Source organism: Gordonia sp. NPDC057258 (assembly GCF_042668985.1).
GTDB lineage: Bacteria > Actinomycetota > Actinomycetes > Mycobacteriales > Mycobacteriaceae > Gordonia > Gordonia hongkongensis.
Genome location: NZ_JBHUXZ010000001.1, coordinates 104,076 through 124,091, shown reverse-complemented (window position 1 = coordinate 124,091; position 20,016 = coordinate 104,076). Strand labels below are relative to the sequence as shown.

The following is a 20,016-nucleotide window of genomic DNA, read 5'->3' as shown; positions in this document are numbered from 1 at the left end:
TGAGCCACCGCTCCCCGAGCAACAAGGTCAATCATTCTTCTCGAACGCGTGTCGGGCAATCTCGACGAACCGTGCTGCGGCAGCGGAGGTTCTCGACCTCCAGAGCAATCCCAGATGTGCGGTGGCATCGACATCCCGGATCGGCACCGCGACCACGCGGTCGTCGGCCGCGGCGATCGACTCGCTGAGAATGCCGACTCCCATTCCGCTGCAGAACAACTCGATGATGGCGTCCGGCGACGAGGCCTCGATCGCGGGTCGGATGGCTCCTCCGGCGACCGAGGCCGCCGCGTCGAACACGCTTCGGATACCCGCGCCGCGGGGCAGGCAGATGAGCGATCGGTCGCGCAGCGAGGCGAGATCGACGGTGCGGCCCCGGGGCCGGCGCGGTGAGGTCGCGCGCGGACGGGCCGCGATCCGGGATCTCTGGGCATCGGTCTTGGCGCACCGGCCGACCTTCGCGCCGGAACCGCCGTTGCCCACCCTGGTATTCGGGGACGATCTTGCACTCACGTCGACTCCACCCCGTGATGGTGCAGGTGCCCGCGCGCAGGTGGTGGCGCGGCAGGCCGACGGATCGTGGGTGCGGATCATCGACCAACCGGAGTTCCAGGCACCGAAGTACTGAGACTCCGGGCCCGGATTTCTGAGGCCGGATTCAGATCCCGTGCTAGCTTCGCTGTGGTGGCGGTTACATCCGCCGGGCGACGGTGCGAAGGGACGGATCGGGCGTGGGAGTACCGGAAGCGGACGGTGTCGCCGCGAAGATCGCGTCCCGGCTCGGCGACAAGCGTGGTGGCACGCTCTCGGTCGAGGGCGCGAGACTCCTGCCGGCGGGCGCGAGCAGGGCGACGTACGCGGCCACCCTCGTCGACGGAACCGGGCAGGTCGAGCCGATCATCATCCGCGCGGTTCCCGCTGCAACCGACGACGGCGGACTGCGGGCCGAGGCGCAGGTCCTGCGTGCCGCCGCCGACGCCGGGGTGCCGGTGCCGGAGATCCTCGACGCCGGATTCGACGAGGACGACAACGCGCTGGGATTCCCCTATCTGGCAATGAATTTCATCGACGGAGAGTCCATCCCGCGGCGCATTCTGCGAGACGATGCCTACGAGGGTGCGCGCGCCGGATTCGTCGATCAGTGCGGCGAGATCCTCGCACGTATCCACCGGATAGACGTCACACAGACGCCCGGTCTCGGTGATCTCGGCGATCCGATCGACGGTTTGCGGGAGCTGTTCCCACGCGAGTTCGATGCGATGCCGGCCGGCCTGGTGCTGGCCACCCAGTGGCTCACCGGCAACCGACCCGAACCGTCACCACGGCACACGCTCGTGCATGGCGACTTCCGGCTGGGCAATCTGCTCGTCGACGCCGAAGGAGTTGCGGCGGTTCTGGATTGGGAACTGGTGCACCTCGGCGATCCCGTCGAGGACCTAAGTTGGCTATGTGCGAAGGCGTGGCGTTTCGGAGGGTCGACGCCCGTGGCCGGGATGGGTGACCGGACCTCGCTCCTCGACGCCTATGCGCGCGAAGCGGGTTGGCGTCCCACCGAACAAGCCCTCCGCTGGTGGGAGCTCTACGCCACCGTCAAGTGGGGACTGATCTGCGCGGTGCAGGCCGCCCGGCACCTCGATGGCGTCGAACGATCCGTCGAACTGGCCGCGATCGGACGCCGAAGTGCCGAGCAGGAGTTCGACGCACTGCTCGACCTCGGTCTCGTGACGCCGGGACCGGTACCCGATCCGCTGGCCGAGGCGCCGGCCGAGGAACCGGACAACGATCTCTACGGTTCACCGACCGCAGTCGAACTACTCGAGGCGCTCACCGAATTCCTGCGGTCCGACGCGGTCCAGGCAGACCTGTCGCCGCAGGTGCGTTTCCATACGAGAGTGGCCGGCAACGTCGTCGACGTCGTGCGGCGACAGATGCTCACCGGCGCACGGGATGCCGAAGCGAGCGCGCAACGGCTGAGTGCGCTCGGCGTCGCTGATCAGCACGCGCTGTGCGAGGCCCTGCGTTCCGGCGAACTCGACGGCACCGACCCGAAGGTCCGTGACGCCGTCGTCGCCGACGTGCGGGCGCGACTCCTGGTCGCCAACCCCAAGTACTTCGCGGTCCCTCACCCGTGACCGCCGGACATCCGATTCCAACCGAGAGGGGTTCATCGTGGACTTCGCACTGCCCGAGTCGCTGACCGACTATCTTGCCGAACTCGATGCTTTCATCGAGGCGGAGATCATTCCCCTCGAGCAGACCGACGACAACATCCGCTTCTTCGACCATCGGCGCGAGGACTCCCGAACAGACTGGGAGCGTGGTGGTTTGCCGAACAAGGAGTGGGAAGCTCTTCTGGGAGAGGCGAGACGACGCGCGGATGCGGCCGGCCACTTCCGCTACCCCTTCCCGTCCGAGTTCGGTGGTCGGGACGGATCGAACCTGGCGATGGCGATCATCCGCGAGCACCTGGCGTCGAAAGGTCTGGGGCTGCACTGCGATCTGCAGAACGAGCACGCCATCGTCGGCAACAACATCGGGCTGCTCCTCATGCTCGAGTACGGCACCCCCGAGCAGCGGGAGGAATGGGTGGAGGGCCTGGCCGCGGGTACGAAGTTCTTCGCCTTCGGCATCACCGAACCCGACCACGGCTCCGACGCCACGTGGATGGAGACGACCGCCGTCCGCGACGGCGACGACTGGATCATCAACGGCGAGAAGACGTGGAACACCGGTATCCACGCCGCCCATCGCGACATCATCTTCGCGCGCACCAGCGGCGAACCGGGCGAGGCCCGCGGCATCACGGCGTTCCTCGTCGACCCGCAGGATCCGGGTTTCGCCGTGGAGGAATATCTCTGGACGTTCAACATGCCCACCGACCACGCGCACATCACGCTGCGGGACGTCCGGGTGCCGAACTCCGCGGTGTTCGGGGCGGAGGGAGCCGGCCTGCAGGTCGTGCAGCACTTCTTCAACGAGAACCGCATCCGGCAGGCGGCCTCCAGTCTCGGTGCCGCCCAGTACTGCGTCGACCGTGCGGTGGCCTACGCCAACGAGCGCGCGCCGTTCGGCAAGAAGCTCTCGACGAATCAGGCGATCCAGTTCCCGCTCGTCGACCTGCACACCCGGTGCGCGATGATCCGGGCGCTGATCCGCGAAACCGCCTGGAAGATGGACACCTACGGGCCGTTCGCCGCGTCGGCCGAGGTCTCCATGTGCAACTACCAGGCGAACCGGCTGTGCTGCGATGCCGCCGACCAGGCGATGCAGGTGTTCGGCGGACGCGGATACTCGCGGCACGAGCCGTTCGAGCACATCTACCGGCACCATCGGCGCTACCGGATCACCGAAGGTGCCGACGAGATCCAGATGCGACGCGTCGCCGGATACCTGTTCGGTTTCATGTCGGGAAAGGCGCCCAAGGGAGTGCAGTCGTCCTGAGTAGGCTGACCACATGATCGCGGTCATCATCATCGTGGCCACTGTGGTGGTTGCCCTGTTCATCCTCGGCGGCGCCGCCTGGTTCGCGTACGACTCGGACAAACGGGTGCGCACCTTCGCCCGATCCACCGACCTGATTCCCGGCCGACCGGGTCGGGCGCCGGAGAGCTGGGCCACCGACAATACCCGGGAAGCACTGCTGCATCGGCGCATTCGATACGCGATCGCCGACGTGCATGCCAACCCGGCGATCCCGCACGACGACGAACTCGTCGCGGCACGCAACCGCCTCGACGACGCGGTCTTCGAACTCGACGACCGGCTGATCGCGTCGGTGGATCTGGGCGACGACGAGTCGACCGAGGCGCTCGATCACGCCGAGTCGGCGATCAAGGACCTCGAGAAGCTGCCGAAGAAGCTGTGGGAGGCACCTCGCGAGGAACAGCTCGCCGACCTCGACCGCGTCGCCCGAGTGCTGTCGCGCGGCTGACGGTCAGATCACCGTCGGCCGTGGCGGCGGGTCCGGCTGCGGGGGAGCAGGCTGTGGGTCGGGAGCCGGCGGCGGGGTGGGAACGGGAATCGGCGGCTCCGGCGGCGGCTCCGGGATGGGCTCGGGCGCAGGCACGGGCTCGGGCGGAGGTGGGGGCGGCGGGACCGGTTGACTCATGTGCGGACTCCTCTCGACGCGAATGTGTCGTTCGCGGTTCGCTTGGTTCGTCCTGATGACTTCTCCGACGCTACGCCCGTGCCGGGAGCCCGGCCACCGGGCGACACTCAGGGGCCGGCGAGTTCCAGCAGTGTGCGCACGGTCCGCAGGTTGCGGCCGGTGCCCTGTACACCCAGGCCGCGCGCGATGACCGGGGCGGTCAGGGTCGATCGTCCGGCCCCGTTGGCGTAGCGGATGTGCAGGTCGGACCCGAGGACGCGGACCACATCGTCGCCGAAGTCCTTGCGTTCGAACGCGGCCACCTTGTCGCGCGCCGGTTCGCTGGTCAGGAAGTAGACGTAGGAGTATTTGTCGTCGACGACGTCGAACGGATGCGCCTCGAGCGCGGCCCGGACCTGTTCGGGCGAGCGGCTGATGACCTCCCGGAACCAGCCGTAGCGATCCTGCAGCGCGGTCTCGAGCGCGCGGTCGAACCGCTCGGGGTCGGCGGGCGGCGAACAGATCAGGTTCCCCGACGCGATGTAGGTGGAGACCTCCGTGGCTCCGAGATCGGCTGCCAGATCACGTAGTTCGGCCATGGGGAGTTTCGCGCCGCCGACGTTCACCGCGCGGATGAGCACGATGCGCCGGCTCACGAACGTACCTTCGACAGGTCGGTCCGAATCAGCATCACGTTGTAGTCGTCCCACCGGGAGACGACGAAGTAGAGGTCCCTACCCGACGATCGAGGGTGGATGTAGGGCGTGTACAGACCGCTGGACTGCTTGTGCGAGACGAGCACCCGCTCGCCGCTCCACGGACCCACGGGTGACGGCGACGTGCGCATCACGATCGTCCCCGACCGCTCGGTCAGCATGATGAACCGGCCTAGGAATGCGTTGTATGCCACGGACATCTCGCCGACCGGGCCGGCGACGATCGGCGTGGCCTCGGCCGGATTCGACGACCAGCCCGTGCCGCCGCGAAAGTACTGGTACCGGTCGAGGTTCAGGATGTCGGCGGGCCGGAAACGGGCCACGTGAGCAGAGCCGAAACGCCCATTCGGGGTGCCGTACTGATAGATGTACTCGCCACTCCGGAGGAAGGCGCCCATCTGGAACCGGTTGTGGCCACGCGTCACCTGGGGAACGCCCGGGATCGTCAGATCGGCATTCCAGCGAAGGGTGTTGTTGTCGACGGTCCAGGTCTGACCGTTGTTGTACGACACGGCGATTCCCGAATAGTTGGTGTTCCAGCGGCCTGGGCCAAGCCACCGGTGGATCGACATGAAACTGACGAACTGCGTGCCGTTGATCGAGATCCCGCCGGTGGGAATCCGCCCGACCTCGATGTTGCGCACCCCGACCGCGTTGAACATGGGTTGCGCCCACGTCGGGTGGGCCGGTGTCACCGAGGCGCCCGACCGGACCGATCCGGGTACGGCGTTCGGGAATCGGATTCCCTTGGCGAGGTCGGAAGTCGCGTCGCTGCGCAGCATCGTGTTGTGCTTCCAGGCCATCTGCCCCGCGCATCGGCCCCAGGTGTCGCCGAAGGCCATCAGGATCTGACCGGAGCCGTTGTCCCACGGCACGCCGACGTCGGTCGCGGTGATGCCGAAACGGGTGTCGGTGCGGGCGGGACTTCGGGGACCGGTCACCCAGGAGATGGCCTTGCTGGCGCCGGTGAGCTTCGGGAGCGGGCCCTGCGGCTTCTTCCCATCCGCCCGATAGCTGCCGAAGTCGAGACTGCCCCAGCCGAGCTCGCTGGACCCCGAACTGCCGGTGCTGCCGACATCGCCCCCGGTGATGCCGGTGGCGTTGCAGACCGCGGCTTCGGCGGGTGTGGACAAAGCGGCGAGCAGGCCGCCCGTGAGGGCGGCGATCGCGACGGCTGCGAGCACGCGGCGGACCGGGCGCAGACGAATCCGGCTGCGTCGAGGCATGGATGTACCCCCTGGGAGATGACAGGTGGTGTCAGTGTTGCAGAAGTGTCAGCTGGGAGAAGCGTCGATGCCGAACCGAAGCCGGTGCGTGACCCGGGAGGAGCGAGCTTGCGAGCCATCCTCCGGCTCCACAAGCCTGACACTGAAGGGAGCAGTGGGGGAGTTGTTTCTCTGGGATCTGGATCGCGGCGCCCAGCGGATCAGCGGCGGGTGGCCACCGCGAACGTGCGGCGGAAGGGCAGGACCGTGCCCCATTCGCGTCGGGGATAGGCCTCGGCGAGGCGTTGCTTGAGATCGGCGACGAACTGCACCCGGAGTTCGTCGGACAGCGCTTGCATGTACGGGCGGGCGCCGGTGCCGGACATCCAGTCGAACACCGGGTCCTGGCCGTCGAGCACGTGGAAGTAGGTCGTCTCCCAGGCGTCGGCGTGGTAACCGCGGCCGGCGAAGAACTCGAGGTACATCTCGGCGTCGAGTCGGGGCAGTGCCCGCAGGTCGCCGAAAGCTCCCAGATACGGCTCGGTCGCGGCGAGATCGGCGAGGACAGAGTGGGTGGGGGAGTCCGTGTTGTTGGGCACCTGCAGCGCGAACGCGCCTCCGTCGGTGAGGTGGCCGAGCAGCCGGTCGATGACGTCGAGGTGGTCGGGTACCCACTGGAACATCGCGTTGGAGATCATCAGGTCGACCGGCCGGTGAGGCGTCCACTGCGAGACGTCGGCGGCGTCGTAGTTGGCATGCGGATCGGTGTTGTCGCGGATCGCGCGATCGACCATCTCCGCCGAATCGTCGATGCCCAGGATCTCCGCCGACGGCCAGCGTGCCCGAAGGTGCTTGGTGAGATGACCCGGTCCGCAACCCAGGTCGATCACCGACAGCGGGTTGGTCGGGATCTGTGCGATGAGGTCGAGAAACGGACGCGCACGGACGTCGGCGAACTGCAGATAGCGTGTCGGGTCCCACACAACCATGACTCCACCCTAACCGTGAGCCTGCGATCGGGGGTCGCGGCTGCCGTAGGCTTCCCTGCGTGACAGCTTCCGCGAACCAGGCAACCGATGGCACCTCTGCAGATCCGGCGGCCGGCTCGGCCGTCGTCGAGATCTCGACCGACGGTGCCTGCCTGGGCAACCCGGGCCCGGGTGGCTGGGGCGCGGTGCTCCGCTACAAGGGCACCGAGAAGCGGATCTCCGGGTCCGAGCCGGACACGACGAACAACAAGATGGAGCTCACGGCCGCCATCGAGGGTCTGGCGGCACTGACCAGGCCGTCGACCGTCATCATCTACACCGATTCGACCTACGTGCGCAACGGCATCATGAAGTGGGTCAACGGCTGGCAGGCCAACGGCTGGAAGACCAAGGATCGCAAGCCGGTCAAGAACGCCGATCTCTGGCGTCGTCTGGTCGAGGAGGAGAAGCGACACCAGGTGGAGTGGCGCTGGGTCAAAGGGCATGCCGGCGATCACTTCAACGAGATCGCTGACGAACTCGCGACCACCGCGGCCCGATCGGTGGCCCGATGACGCCGGTGGCGGTGGCCGTCGAACCCGTCCGCGACGAGCACCTGGTCGCCGCGATCGAAGGTGCGGGCGGCCGGATCGTCGGTCTCGACGACGCCCGGGTGCTGGTGTGGATCGGGCCGCCCGGGGAGTTCCCGGAGCTGCCGGACGCCGTCGAATGGGTGGCGCTCAAGACCGCGGGGATCGAGGATTTCGTGGCCGCCGACGTCCTCGACGACCGTCGGATCTGGACCAATGCGTCCGGCTTCTATGCGGAGAACGTCGCCGAACACGCACTGGCTCTGCTCCTCGCCGGGCTCCGGCAGATCAACACCGCCGTCCTGCGCCACTGGGACAAGGAGCGGATCGACACCGCGGTCCGGTCGCTGCACGGTTCCACGGTCGCCATCGTCGGAGCCGGCGGGATCGGCGCCTCCCTCGCTCCGCGTCTTCGGGCATGTGGCGCTCGCGTCGTCGCAGTGAACCGGTCCGGGCGCGAGGTGCCCGGCGCGCACGAGGTCCGACGGTCGGATGAGTTGGATCAGCTGTGGGGGACCTTCGACCACGTCGTGCTGGCCGCGCCGTCGACGCCGGAGACGCGGCACATGATCAACGCCGAGAGCCTCGCCGCGTTACCCACGCACGCGTGGGTGGTGAACGTCGCGCGCGGGCCCCTCGTCGACGAGGAGGCGCTGCACCGCGCGCTGGTCGACGGGCAGATCGCGGGGGCGGCGCTCGACGTGACCGATCCGGAACCGCCCGCCGACGACCATCCGCTCTGGTCCCTTCCGAACGTGATCATCACCCCGCACGTCGCCAACCCGGCGTCGGGGCTGACGCGTGAGCTCGCGCCGTGGGTCGCCGAGAACCTGCGCCGATTCGTCGCGGATGAGGAACTCCTGTCCGTGGTGACCACGAACCGCGACTACTGAGACGGTGTGACCTCGGGGTTCCCCCAGTTTCTAGAACACGTTCTCGTTTCGCGTCTCGCCGTGGCATGGTCGACGGGTGATTCTCGACAGATTCCGGATAGACGACCAGGTGGCCATCGTGACCGGCGCGAGCCGGGGACTCGGGGCGGCGATCGCGGTCGCCTTCGCCGAGGCAGGCGGCGACGTGGTGATCGCGGCCCGCAGTGAGTCCGACCTCGCCCAGGTCGCCGACCGGATCCGTGCGGCGGGCCGACGGGCGCACGCCGTGGCCGTGGATCTCGCCGACCCCGACGCCGCGGCGGCACTCGCCCAGACCGCGGTCGACGAGTTCGGTCGCCTCGACACCGTGGTCAACAACGTCGGCGGTGCGATGCCGCGGCCGCTGTTCGACACCAGTCCCAAGCACCTGCGGGACGCCTTCGACTTCAACGTCGGCAACGCGCACGCGCTGGTCGTCGCCGGCGCCAAGCAGATCCTCGCGACCACGGGCCAGGGGTCGATCATCAACATCACCTCCGCGGTCGGCCGCGTGCCCGGACGCGCCTATGCCGCCTACGGCACCGCGAAAGCCGCTCTCGCGCACTACACCCGCATCGCGGCGATGGATCTGAACCCGAAGATCAGGGTCAACGGCATCGCGCCGGGTGCCATCCTGACCTCGGCGTTGGAGATCGTCGCCGGCGACGAAGGGATGCGCACCGAGGTCGAGACCTCCACGCCGTTGCACCGCCTCGGTGATCCGGAGGACATCGCCGCGGCGGCGCTCTACCTGGCGTCGCCCGCCGGTGCGTACGTCACCGGCAAGATCCTCGAGGTCGACGGCGGGATCATCGCGCCCAACCTGGATCTCCCGATCCCGGACCTCTGATCGACCCGGAACGTTCAGTCCGAGCCGCGCTCCAGCGCGCCGGCGATCTGCTGTTCGAGATGTGCGGCCGCCACCCGGGGAACGTCGATGATGCCGTCGAGCTCGGCGCGGACCTTCTTGTAGGCGGACTGCCTCTCGGCCGGCGTGGCGCCGGTGTCGGCGGCGACGTTGATGAGTTTGCGCGCCCGGTCGAGCGCCTCGCGTTCGATGGGGGAGAACCCGGTCTGCTTGCGACGCCGCGCCTCTCGCTCGGCAGCGTCGAACGCGGCGGCATAGTCGCCGACCGCATCGCGGTACTCGGCGAAGTCGGCTGCGGACATGGAGGCCTCGGCCGTGCCGGCGGCGGAATCCGATTCGGGCCGTAGATCATCCGCGCGGACCCGGGCCCGGTGGAAGGCCAGCGTCAACGGTTCGCGCATGTCGGTCATCAGCGGGAACTCGATCAGAGTCGCGAGATCGAGTTCGTAGGCGAACCACTTCTCGTTGAGCGCGTCGTGCTGCTTGCGGACCCGGCGCAACTGGTCGGCCGAGGTCGTCGTGAGCTTCAGCTGCTCGGTCTGGGCGTTCGCCTTGATCCGGGCGAGCTCGATCTTGTCCTTGCGTCGCTTCTCGTTGTACTTGCCGATCGAACCGGCCCACCCGCCGACGACCGCGCCGACCGGGAAGATCAGCCACCAGTAGCTCTCGGCGAAGTCGACGATCTCGTTCACGGCTCAACTGTACCGAGAGAAGGCCGAGGTCATTAGGGTGAACACGTGGCCGACCCGGACGCGCCGAAGCTCAGCCTCGACACCGTCGAGGCCTGGCGAGAGTGGTTGCGCGACAACCATGAGACCTCGCCGGGGGTGTGGCTTGTGTTCTGGCGCAGGGGTTCGGGCCGGGAACCGCTCGACTACGACGAGTGCGTGCGCGAAGCGCTGTGCTGGGGGTGGATCGACGGTCACACCCGTGTGATCGACTCCGACCGCCGCGGCATGTGGTTCACCCGGCGCGGTCGCAACAGCGGATGGTCGGCGTCGAACAAGGCGCGGGTCGCCGACCTCGCGGCCGCCGGCCGCATCCAGCCCGCCGGCCAGGCCGTCATCGACGACGCTCAGGCCCGCGGCCTGTGGACGCTGTTCGACGACGCCGAGGCGCTCATCGAATCCCCCGAACTCGCCGCCGCCCTCGACTCCGATCCCGTCGCGCGGGCCAACTGGGACGCGTTCCCGCCCAGCGCGCGCAAGTTCGGGCTGTCGCAGCTCGCCCTGGCGAAGCGGCCGGAGACCAAGACCCGGCGTATTGCCATGCTCGTCGAACGGGCGGCACGCAACGAGCGGCCGGCGTGACCCTTCGTGACGCGCCTTCCGCAAGCTCCGGGCGCTCCTCAGGGAGCGGGGTGGGACGCGCTTTTCTTGCTCCCTGAGGTGCGAGCGAAGCGACCCTACTTGTGCTCCCTGAGGTGCGAGCGAAGCGAGCCACGAAGGGGCTCGCAAGGTGCCTTACCAGGCCCTTCGTGGCTCGTCGCTATCGATCCTCGCACCTCAGGGACCAATGGGTGTGTGGCGCTCTCGGATCAGGGAGCAGTGGTTTTGCAGTTCTTTCGGATCGGAGAGCAGCAGGGTCAGCCCGCCTCGATGGCCCCGGTGAACTGGCTTTCGTACAGCCGGCAGTAGGCGCCGCGGGCCGCGAGCAGTTCGTCGTGGTTGCCCTGCTCGACGATGTGCCCGTCTTCCATGACGACGATGACGTCGGCGTCGCGCACCGTGGAGAGCCGGTGGGCGATGACGAAACTCGTGCGATCCGACCGCAGATTGGCCATCGCCTTCTGGATGAGCAGCTCGGTGCGGGTGTCGACCGAGCTCGTCGCCTCGTCGAGGATGAGGATCGTGGGCCGGGCGAGGAAGGCCCGCGCGATCGTGATGAGCTGCCGCTCACCGGCACTCACGCCACCGCCCTCGTCGTCGAGCACGGTGTCGTAGCCGTCGGGGAGGGTGCGCACGAAGTGGTGGACGTGACTCATCCGGGCGGCGTCGAGCACCTCCTCTCGCGAGGCGGTGGGATCGCCGTAGGCGATGTTGTCGTAGATCGTGCCGCCGAACAGCCACGAGTCCTGCAGCACCATACCGGTGCGCTCGCGCAGGTCGTCGCGCGTCATGTCCGTCGAGTCGACGCCGTCGACCCGGATGACGCCGGAATCGACGTCGTAGAACCGCATGATCAGGTTGACCAGGGTGGTCTTGCCCGCGCCGGTCGGGCCGACGATCGCGACCATGTGCCCGGGGCGCGCCACCAGGCTGAGATTCTCGATCAGCGGCTTGTCCTCGACGTAGCGGAAGGAGACGTCGTCGAACTCGATGAGTCCCTTGTCCTCGGCGGGCGTCTTCGGATTCGCGGCGTCGGGCGACTGCTCGTCGGCGTCCAGGATGTCGAAGATCCGCTCGGCGGAGGCGACACCGCTCTGCATCAGGTTGATCATCGAACCGATCTGCGTCAGCGGCTGCGTGAACTGGCGCGAGTACTGGATGAACGCCTGCACCTCACCGAGACTCAGCGAGCCCGACGCCACGCGCAGACCACCGACGACCGCGACCGCCACGTAGTTCAGGTTCCCCAGGAACATGATTGTCGGCATGATGACGCCGGAGATGAACTGTGCGCGCCAACTCGACTCGTACAGTTTCTCGTTGCGCTCGTCGAAGGTCGCCTCGATCTCGCGCTGACGGCCGAAGGCGGTCACCAGCTCATGCCCGGTGAAGGCCTCCTCGACCTGAGCATTGAGCGCGCCCGTCGACGACCACTGGGCCGAGAAGTGCGGCTTCGAACGCTTCGCGATGATGCCGGTCGCGATGATCGCCAGCGGCACCGTGGCCACCGCGATGAGCGCCAGCAGCGGCGAGATCCAGATCATCATGATCAGCAGCGCGATCACCGTCAGCACCGAGTTCGCGAACTGGGAGATGGTCTGCTGCATGCTCTGCGACAGGTTGTCGAGATCGTTGGTCACCCGGCTCAACAGCTCGCCGCGCGGCATCGTGTCGTAGTAGCGCAGCGGCAGGCGATGCACCTTGGCCTCGACGTCGTCGCGGAGCCGGCGGATGGTGCCGACGACGACGATGTTCAGCAGGTACCCGGCGAGCCAGGCGAGCGCCGAGGACACCACATACAGCACGAGGGTGATCAACAGCACGCGACCGACGGCGCCGAAATCCACTCCGACGCCGGGGGTCACGTCCATCGACGAGACCATGTCGGCGAACGTGTCGTCTCCGCTCTCGCGGAGCCCGGCCACCGCCTGTTCCTTGGTGAGCCCCTCGGGCAGGGTGCGGCCGATCACGCCGTCGAAGACGAGGTCAGTGGCGTAACCCAGCACGCGGGGCGCGATCGCGATCAGCACGACCGAGCCGACCAGCGACGCGAGGGTGACCGTCATCAGCAGTCGGTACGACGCGAGCTGTGCGACAACGCGTTTGACCGACGGCCAGAACGAGCGAGGCTTGGATTCGGGTCCGGCCGCCATCGGCGGGCCTCCGGGCCGGGTCATGAGCGCTCCTCCATCGCCATCTGCGATTCGACGATCTCGGCGTAGGTCGGGCACGACTGCCGCAGGTCGTCGTGGGTACCGAGCCCGACGACCCGGCCGCGATCGAGCACGACGATCTGCTCGGCGTCGACGATGGTCGAGATGCGTTGCGCCACGACGATGACCGCGGCGTCGCGGGTGGCGGGGCGCAGTGCGGCGCGCAGCCGCGCATCGGTGGTCAGGTCGAGCGCGGAGAACGAGTCGTCGAAGAGGTAGATCGCGGGCCGCCGGATGAGGGCGCGTGCGATCGCCAGGCGCTGCCGCTGCCCGCCGGAGACGGTCGTCCCGCCCTGGGACACCTTGGTGTCCAGACCGTCGGGCATCGCGGACACGAAGTCCTCCGCCTGCGCGATGCGCAGCGCCTCCCAGATCTCGTCGTCAGTGGCGTCGGCCTTACCGTGCAGCAGGTTCGAGCGGATGGTTCCCGAGAACAGGTACGGCCGCTGGGGCACCAGACCGACGACCGACCGGAGCTCGTCGGGATCGAGCCGCTTGACGTCGGTACCGCCGACCCGGACCGTGCCGGAGGTCGTGTCGATCAGCCGCGGCACCAGCCCGACGAGGGTGGTCTTGCCCGACCCCGTCGAGCCGACGATCGCGGTCGTGGTGCCCGGCTCGACGCGGAAGTCGATGCCGCTCAACACCGGGTCGTCGGCGCCGGGATAGCGGAACTCGGCGGCATCGAACTCCACCGTACCGGGGTGGGTGGCGAAACCGACCGGTTCAGTCGGCGGATGGACCGAGGTGTCGGTGGCGAGGACCTCGGAGATGCGTTCAGCGCAGACCGCCGCGCGCGGGGCCATCATCGCCAGGAACGACGCCATCATCACCGACATCAGGATCTGCATCACGTAGCTCATCACCGCGGTCAGTGCGCCGATCTCCAGCGAACCGTCGGAGACCGCGTGCCCGCCGAACCAGATCACCGCGACGATGGTGACGTTGGTGATCACCATGACGACCGGGAACATCAGGGCCATCAACCGGCCGACGTGCAGGGTCGCGTCGGCGAGGTCGTCGTTGGCGACAGCGAAACGCTTGCGTTCGTAGTCTTCTCGCACGAACGCCCGCACAACCCGGATGCCGGTGATCTGCTCGCGCAGGACGCGGTTGACGTTGTCGATCCGTTCCTGCATCGCGCGGAAGCCGGGGATCATCTTCGCGATGATGGCCCCCATCGACACCCCGAGGATGGGCACCGCGATGGCGATGACCCAGGACAGGGCCGGCGCCTCCCGGACGCCCATGACGATCCCGCCGATACACATGATCGGCGCCATCACCAGGATCGCGCTGCTCATCACGATGAGCAGCTGCACCTGCTGGACGTCGTTGGTGGTGCGGGTGATCAGTGACGGCGCGCCGAACGTGCCGACCTCGCGTGCGGAGAAGGAGTTCACCCGATGCAGTAGGTCGCCCCGGATGTCGCGCCCGACCCCGAGCGCGGCGCGCGCGCCGAAGTACTGCGCGGTCACCGTCACGATGATCTGGGCGACGCTCACCAGCAGCATCCAGCCGCCGATGCGCAGGATGTAACCGGTGTCCCCGCGGGCGACGCCGTTGTCGATGATGTCGGCGTTGAGGCTCGGCAGGTACAGCATCGCGATGGTCGCCAGCAGTTGCAGCACGATGACGAGCGCGACGTTGATGCGGTACCGGGAGAGGTAGGTGCGGACGAGTCGGGTCAGCATCTAGGCGCCGGGAGCGAAGCGAGCGGGCCGGAGGCAACGGTAGGCGCCGGGAGCGAGAGCCGGCCGGAGTTCACTGCGATCACCTGCGCCAGACTAGTTGCCGCTCGCAACGGACGCCGCCGAGTATCTGCCCACCGGGAATCCGCGCAGGCGGGGACCGCGGGCAGCTGCTCAGACGGTCGGCGGCTCGGTCAGCGCGACGGCTGCCTCGGCGGTGTGGGTCAGGAAGGTGAACGACTCCTGGAAGTACAGGTTCACCACGTCGGCGTCGTGTGAGTCGTAGCCGATCGACACGTCCTGGCCGATGGTCAGTTCGAAGTCGCCGCCGCGGGTGCTCATCACGAACGCGCCGCTGATCGCGGGCGCCCACACGATGTCGCCGGTGAACAGGCGCTGGATGTGTTCGAGGATCGGGTAGCCGTGGTTCGACGTCTCGTTGACCTGGGTGTAGGCCTCGGCCGACAGGGCCACCGCGTACGGACCGTCGACCGACGCCAGACGCAGTGTGCTCAGCGCCTGGCTGACCGCCTCCGGGTAGTCGCGCACGTCGGCGGGCAGCGGGATCGGGGTGGCGGCGGCCTCGGCGCGGATACCGGTGATCGACGCTGCGGCGTAACCCTCGAAGATCGCCCGGTCCTCGGCGAGCGCGAGTTCGCGCGCGGCCTCCACGACCGGGTCCCAGTCGGAGTCCTTGGCGCCGCGGTCGACGTCGTCGATGGCCTCGCGGGACACCGTGAACGGGACCTTGAGTTCCACCAGCGACTGGGTGCGCCGTTGGAAGGCAGTGATCCCCTGCGACGGTGAGTCGATCTTGGTGCGATGTCCGAGCGTCACCGATGCGGTGTCGGAGCCGAGCGGCCCGGTCACGTCGACGAGGCGACGGCCCGCGACGTTGCGTTTGAAGGAGCGGGTCGCCTCCTCTTCGATCTCCGCCCAGGCCGCGTCGGAGATCGGTGCGAGTTCGCGATGCAGGTTGTTCATGGTGTCCTCCTGGTGCGGTGGTCGAAAGGGTGTCGTCAGTGCAGTGAACCGATGCCGAGCGAGCCGTCGGAACGTGTCGTCGGGGCGGGGGAAGCCGTGGGTGCGGCGTCGGGCGCGGGTGGCAGGTCTTCAAGGAAGTCGAGTGTTGGGGTGAAGAACTGGGCCCCGGTGACCGCGGTGGTGAAGTCGAGGAGGCGGTCGTAGGTGCCGGGTGGGTCGCCGATGAACATCTTGCGCAGCATCTCCTCGGTGACGTCGGGCGCTGCCGAGTAGGCGATGTAGAACGTGCCGTTGACACCGGCACCCGAGACGTCGCCGTACGGCATGTTGTCCCGCACGACGTCGATCTCCTCGCCGTTCTCGTCCTCGACGACGTTCAGCGCGATGTGGGAGTTCGGGGGCTTCACGTCGTCGGCCATCTCGACGTTGTCGAGCTTGGTCCGCCCGATTGCGGCTTCCTGCTCCTCGGTGCTCAGGTCCTTCCACGACGACAGGTCGTGTACGTAACGCTGGATGGCGACGTAGCTGCCGCCCTCGAAGTCCGGGTCCTCCCCGCCGACCGTGATCGCGTCGATCGCCGCCTGTCCGATCGGGTTCTCGGTGCCGTCGACGAAGCCGATGAGGTCGCGCAGGTCGAAGTAGCGGAACCCGTGCACTTCGTCGACGACGGTGACCGCGTCCCCGAATGCCTCGGTGATCTTGGCGCCGAGTTCATAGCACAGGCCCATGTCGTCGGACTTGATGTGCACGAGCAGATCGGCGGGCGTCGCCGGGGCGGTGTGGACCTCGCCCTCGTAGGGGACGAACGGCCGCAACGAGCGGGGTCGAGGGCCGGTGAACAGGCGGTCCCACGCCGCGGAGCCGATCGACACGATCCCGGCCAGTGCCGCCTCGGGAGCCCGCGAGGACACCGCGTTGTTCAGGCCGGGGATGTCTTCCAGCGCAGCGCGAACCGCGTCTTCACCGCCGTCGTTGATGGTGAAGACGAGGAAGATCGCCGACTTCGTCTTCCGCGTCAGGATCGTCTGGGGCACCGGCACGCTGAACACACTAGCCCATGCGTACCAACCGTGGGGCAGCAGATCGTGCCGCGAATGTATAGGGCAGGCAACCCTTTTCGACGCTGACCGGTGACGGGTCAGCGGCGCGTTGTGGCCCGCGCCACCGCCCGGCCGGCGGCGCGGCCGGAGAAGATGCATCCGCCGAGGAACGTCCCCTCGAGTGCGTTGTACCCGTGGACGCCACCGCCGCCGAAGCCCGCGACCTCGCCGGCGGCGAACAGGCCGTCGAAGGCGGTGCCGTCCGGCCGCAGGACCTGGGAGTCGAGATTGGTCTCGAGCCCGCCCAAGGTCTTGCGGGTCAGGATGTTGAGCCGGACCGCGATCAGCGGGCCGTGTTCGGGATCGAGCAGTCGATGCGGCTTGGCGACCCGAACGATCTTGTCGCCGACGAACTGTCGGGCATTGGTGATCGCCATCAGCTGCGCGTCCTTGGAGAACTTGTTGCCGATCTCGGCGTCGCGTGCGGAGATGATGCGTTCGAGGTGTGCGAGGTCGAGTTCGGGGCCGCGGGCGATCTTGTTCATCCCGGCGACCAGTTCCGGGAGGTTGTCGGCGACCACGAAGTCGACGCCGTTGCGCACGAAGGCGTCGACCGGTCCCGCGGCGCCCTTCGCCAGCCGGCTCTTCGCGGCCAGCTTGACGTCCTTCGCGGTGATGTCGGGGTTCTGCTCCGAACCCGACAGCATGAACTCCTTCTCCACGATCGTCTGGGTGAGGACGAACCACGAGTAGTCGTGACCGGCCGCCAGGATCGCCTTCATCGTCGAGATGGTGTCGAAGCCGGGGAAGTTCGGCGGTGCGAGGCGGTTGCCGTTGGCGTCGAGCCATAGCGAGGACGGGCCGGGGATGATGCGGATCGCGTGGTCGGGCCAGATCGGGTCCCAGTTGTGGATGCCCTCGGTGTAATGCCACATCCGGTCCCGGTTGACGATGTTCGCGCCGGCGGTCTCGCTGATCTCCAGCATCCGGCCGTCGACGTGCGCCGGGACGCCCGAGATCATCGTCTCCGGCGCGGGGCCGAGACGCTCGACGGGCCAGTTCTTGCGGATCAGGTCGTGATTGTGGCCGATGCCGCCCGAGGTGACGATGACCGACCCGGCACGGATCTCGAAGTCGCCCACCACATCCCGGTTCGACGCCTGGCCGCGTTCGGCGTCGGTCGGGGCGAGCGTGACACCCCGCACGCCGACGGCGGCGCCGTCGTCGTCGACGATGAGCTCGTCGACGCGGTGCCGGAACCGGAACTCGACGAGCCCGCGCTTCTCCGCCTCCAGGACCGGCTCGGCGAAGACCCGCACGACCTCGGGTCCGGTTCCCCAGGTGAGGTGGAAGCGGGGCACGGAGTTGCCGTGGCCGTCGGCGAACCCGCCGCCGCGTTCGGCCCACCCGACGATCGGGGTGATGCGCAACCCGAGGTCGTGGAGGTACTGCCGTTTCTCGGTGGCGGCGAAGTCCACGTAGGCGCGGGCCCACTGACGCGGCCAGTAGTCCTCGTCGTCACGGTCGAAACCGGCCGACCCCATCCAGTCCTGCAGGGCGAGATCCGCGGAGTCTTTGATGCCCAGCCGACGCTGCTCCGGCGTGTCCACCATGAACAACCCGCCCAGCGACCAGAATGCCTGCGCGCCAAGGTTGTTGCGATTCTCCTGGTCGACCACGACGACGCGGCGTCCGGCCTTGGTGAGTTCGTATGTCGCCACGAGACCCGCCAGTCCCGCGCCGACGACCACCGCGTCGGCCCCGTGCTCCGCCACCGCATCTCCTCACACCGCCAAAATGACCGGGCCGGTCCCGGGACATGTGCATTCGCAGACGAGATTAGCCCCGTACTACAGCGCGATGTCGGCGTACCGGTGGAACCACGGCGCGGCGGCTTCGAGGCCCGCAGCGAGGGCGAGGAGATCGCCGTCGGCGCCGAGTCGGCCGACGAACTGCACGCCGAGCGGGAGGCCGGCATCGGTCCAGTGCAGCGGCACGCTCATCGCCGGCCGGCCCGTGAGGTTGGCGAGCTGCGTGTACGGCACCCAGCCGAGGCTCTCGTAGATGAGCTTGTCGACGATCCCCAAGCGGGAGATCGCACGGCCGGACCGCGCGCGGGAGGCGAGCCGCGATGCCCGCTGCAGGACCGGCGGCGTGGTCATCGACCCGACCCGCGGCGGCGGTACCGCGAGGGTGGGCGTCAGCAGCAGGTCGTGGGTCTGATGGAAGCGGTCGAGGGCCAGGACGTGGTCGTTGATGTGGTCGAGCGCGGTGAACAGCGGGACGACGCCGGCGGCCCGGCCCAGTTCCGCCAGCGTCAGGGTGTCGGCCTCGAAGTGGGAGTCGGGAGCGCCGGTGAGGCGTCGGACCTCGTCGACCTGGGCGGCGCACTTGGCGAACCAGATGTCGAGGAAGTCGCGGGCGAGGGCGGCGTCGTCGTGCGGCGGATCGACCTCCTCGACCTGGTGGCCGAGTTCGGTCAGGATCGACGCCGCGTGCTCGACCGCGGCGACGGCCTCCGGGTGCGGATTCGCGTTGATCGCAGAGGTCGTGGTGTACCCGATCCGCAGCAACCGGGGCGGGGTCGCGATCCGGGCGCTGTAGGTCTCGGTGTGCAGCGGCGCCGGGTAGGTCGACGACGGCGTCGGTCCGATCAGGGCGTCGTACAGTGCGGCGGCATCGCGGACGGTCCGGGTCACCACACCTTCGACGCCCATCCCGAACAGCGGTTCACCGGTCTGCGGACCGAACGGCATCAGGCCACGCGAGCTCTTGAGCCCGAACAACCCGGTACACGCGGCCGGGATGCGGATGGAACCGCCGCCATCGCTCGCCCCGGCCGCCGGCACGATCCCGGCGGCCACCGCGGCCGCACTGCCGCCCGACGATCCGCCGGGGGTCACGTCGAGGTCCCACGGATTGCGTGCGGGACCCCACAGGGTGGGTTCGGTGATGGCCTTCGCGCCGAACTCGGGGGTGTTCGTCTTGCCGAAGACGACCAGGCCGGCGTCGAGGAACCGGCGCACGCCGAAGGAGTGTTCGCGGGCGATGTGGGTGGCGAGTGCGCGCGAGCCGCGGGTCGTCGGATACCCGCGGTAGTCCTGCGCGAGGTCCTTGATGAGGAACGGGACGCCGGCGAAAGGCCCGGTGAGGTCACTGCGGACGCGGGCGTCGGCTTCGGCGTCCATGCGGATCACGATGGCGTTGAGCGACGGATTGACAGCGTCTGCACGGGCTCGTGCGAGGTCGAGGAGTTCGGCGGCGGTCACCTCGCCGGAGGCCACGAGACCGGCCAGGGTGGTCGCGTCCGCGGACAGATACTCGCCCATGTGCACGTCCCGACCCTAGTTGTTCGGGGAGCGGGCCGAGCGGACTTGGCGCCGATGGCCCGGCCTGTCCGGCGTCCGGCCCGTCA

Annotated in this window: 18 protein-coding genes and 1 pseudogene; 8 read left to right on the top strand and 11 right to left on the bottom strand. The window is 68.3% G+C overall.

Translation table 11 applies throughout. The annotated features are described in order from the left end of the window. Positions 1-27: 27 nt before the first annotated feature. Positions 28-483 (bottom strand): LysR family transcriptional regulator substrate-binding protein, encoded by a 456-nt coding sequence (locus ACFUEJ_RS00580; protein WP_388026937.1) that lies wholly within the window; start codon positions 481-483, stop codon positions 28-30. On the opposite strand from ACFUEJ_RS00580, the pseudogene ACFUEJ_RS00575 reads away from it, so the two are divergent. From ACFUEJ_RS00575 to ACFUEJ_RS00560, 4 genes and pseudogenes are all read left to right on the top strand, one after another. Beyond that, positions 389-628, top strand: a pseudogene (locus tag ACFUEJ_RS00575) (DUF4440 domain-containing protein); the annotation flags it as partial. The gene ACFUEJ_RS00580 and the pseudogene ACFUEJ_RS00575 sit on opposite strands and share 95 nt — an antisense overlap. 103 nt (positions 629-731) lie before the next feature. Continuing rightward, positions 732-2,132, top strand: coding sequence for a phosphotransferase family protein (locus ACFUEJ_RS00570; RefSeq protein WP_058252784.1), 1,401 nt, complete (start codon positions 732-734; stop codon positions 2,130-2,132). A gap of 37 nt (positions 2,133-2,169) precedes the next feature. Further along, complete coding sequence (locus ACFUEJ_RS00565; RefSeq protein ID WP_058252783.1) at positions 2,170-3,441, top strand: acyl-CoA dehydrogenase family protein; 1,272 nt, start codon at positions 2,170-2,172, stop codon at positions 3,439-3,441. A 13-nt stretch (positions 3,442-3,454) separates the two neighbouring features. Further along, on the top strand, positions 3,455-3,931 hold the full coding sequence (locus ACFUEJ_RS00560) for a hypothetical protein (protein ID WP_058252782.1): 477 nt from the start codon (positions 3,455-3,457) through the stop codon (positions 3,929-3,931). A 284-nt stretch (positions 3,932-4,215) separates the two neighbouring features. Here ACFUEJ_RS00560 and ACFUEJ_RS00555 read toward each other — a convergent pair whose 3' ends face one another. The 3 genes from ACFUEJ_RS00555 to ACFUEJ_RS00545 all read right to left on the bottom strand — a co-directional run bounded on the left by ACFUEJ_RS00555 (position 4,216) and on the right by ACFUEJ_RS00545 (position 6,997). Further along, positions 4,216-4,743 (bottom strand): DUF1697 domain-containing protein, encoded by a 528-nt coding sequence (locus ACFUEJ_RS00555; protein ID WP_058252781.1) that lies wholly within the window; start codon positions 4,741-4,743, stop codon positions 4,216-4,218. Then, positions 4,740-6,029, bottom strand: a complete 1,290-nt coding sequence (locus ACFUEJ_RS00550; RefSeq protein WP_388026934.1) for a DUF4185 domain-containing protein — start codon at positions 6,027-6,029, stop codon at positions 4,740-4,742. Before ACFUEJ_RS00550 ends, ACFUEJ_RS00555 begins: the two co-directional genes overlap by 4 nt. A 200-nt stretch (positions 6,030-6,229) precedes the next feature. Beyond that, complete coding sequence (locus ACFUEJ_RS00545; protein ID WP_226511846.1) at positions 6,230-6,997, bottom strand: methyltransferase domain-containing protein; 768 nt, start codon at positions 6,995-6,997, stop codon at positions 6,230-6,232. 59 nt (positions 6,998-7,056) lie between these two features. On the opposite strand from ACFUEJ_RS00545, the gene rnhA reads away from it, so the two are divergent. The 3 genes from rnhA (at position 7,057) to ACFUEJ_RS00530 (ending at position 9,327) form a co-directional block, all read left to right on the top strand. After that, entirely contained in the window at positions 7,057-7,551 is a 495-nt protein-coding gene (gene rnhA, locus ACFUEJ_RS00540) for a ribonuclease HI (protein ID WP_058252779.1), read from the top strand. Continuing rightward, complete coding sequence (locus ACFUEJ_RS00535; protein WP_058252778.1) at positions 7,548-8,459, top strand: D-isomer specific 2-hydroxyacid dehydrogenase family protein; 912 nt, start codon at positions 7,548-7,550, stop codon at positions 8,457-8,459. The genes rnhA and ACFUEJ_RS00535 overlap by 4 nt, the downstream gene beginning before the upstream one ends. Positions 8,460-8,535: 76 nt before the next feature. Continuing rightward, positions 8,536-9,327, top strand: coding sequence for an SDR family oxidoreductase (locus ACFUEJ_RS00530; RefSeq protein WP_058252777.1), 792 nt, complete (start codon positions 8,536-8,538; stop codon positions 9,325-9,327). A gap of 14 nt (positions 9,328-9,341) precedes the next feature. Here ACFUEJ_RS00530 and ACFUEJ_RS00525 read toward each other — a convergent pair whose 3' ends face one another. Then, entirely contained in the window at positions 9,342-10,037 is a 696-nt protein-coding gene (locus ACFUEJ_RS00525; RefSeq protein WP_058252776.1) for a hypothetical protein, read from the bottom strand. Between the two features lie 45 nt (positions 10,038-10,082). Here ACFUEJ_RS00525 and ACFUEJ_RS00520 point away from each other — a divergent pair, with 45 nt between their 5' ends. Continuing rightward, positions 10,083-10,655, top strand: coding sequence for a YdeI family protein (locus ACFUEJ_RS00520; protein WP_388026929.1), 573 nt, complete (start codon positions 10,083-10,085; stop codon positions 10,653-10,655). A gap of 275 nt (positions 10,656-10,930) precedes the next feature. Here ACFUEJ_RS00520 and ACFUEJ_RS00515 read toward each other — a convergent pair whose 3' ends face one another. The 6 genes from ACFUEJ_RS00515 to ACFUEJ_RS00490 form a co-directional block, all read right to left on the bottom strand. Beyond that, positions 10,931-12,850, bottom strand: coding sequence for an ABC transporter ATP-binding protein (locus tag ACFUEJ_RS00515; RefSeq protein WP_078112596.1), 1,920 nt, complete (start codon positions 12,848-12,850; stop codon positions 10,931-10,933). Next, positions 12,847-14,580: an ABC transporter ATP-binding protein gene (locus ACFUEJ_RS00510; RefSeq protein WP_078112597.1), complete on the bottom strand. Its 1,734-nt coding sequence runs from the start codon at positions 14,578-14,580 to the stop codon at positions 12,847-12,849. The genes ACFUEJ_RS00515 and ACFUEJ_RS00510 overlap by 4 nt, the downstream gene beginning before the upstream one ends. A 171-nt stretch (positions 14,581-14,751) precedes the next feature. Continuing rightward, on the bottom strand, positions 14,752-15,561 hold the full coding sequence (locus tag ACFUEJ_RS00505) for a family 1 encapsulin nanocompartment shell protein (RefSeq protein WP_058253785.1): 810 nt from the start codon (positions 15,559-15,561) through the stop codon (positions 14,752-14,754). Positions 15,562-15,596: 35 nt separating this feature from the next. Further along, positions 15,597-16,601 carry a Dyp-type peroxidase gene (locus ACFUEJ_RS00500; RefSeq protein ID WP_058253812.1) on the bottom strand — a complete coding sequence of 335 codons (1,005 nt, stop codon included), beginning with the start codon at positions 16,599-16,601 and terminating at the stop codon, positions 15,597-15,599. A gap of 98 nt (positions 16,602-16,699) precedes the next feature. Beyond that, a complete protein-coding gene (locus ACFUEJ_RS00495) occupies positions 16,700-18,376 on the bottom strand; it encodes an FAD-binding dehydrogenase (protein WP_058253786.1) in 1,677 nt (558 codons plus the stop codon). 75 nt (positions 18,377-18,451) lie between these two features. After that, the gene (locus ACFUEJ_RS00490; protein ID WP_078112598.1) at positions 18,452-19,930 is read right to left on the bottom strand and encodes an amidase; all 1,479 of its coding nucleotides are present in this window, start codon (positions 19,928-19,930) and stop codon (positions 18,452-18,454) included. Between the last annotated feature and the right edge of the window lie 86 nt (positions 19,931-20,016).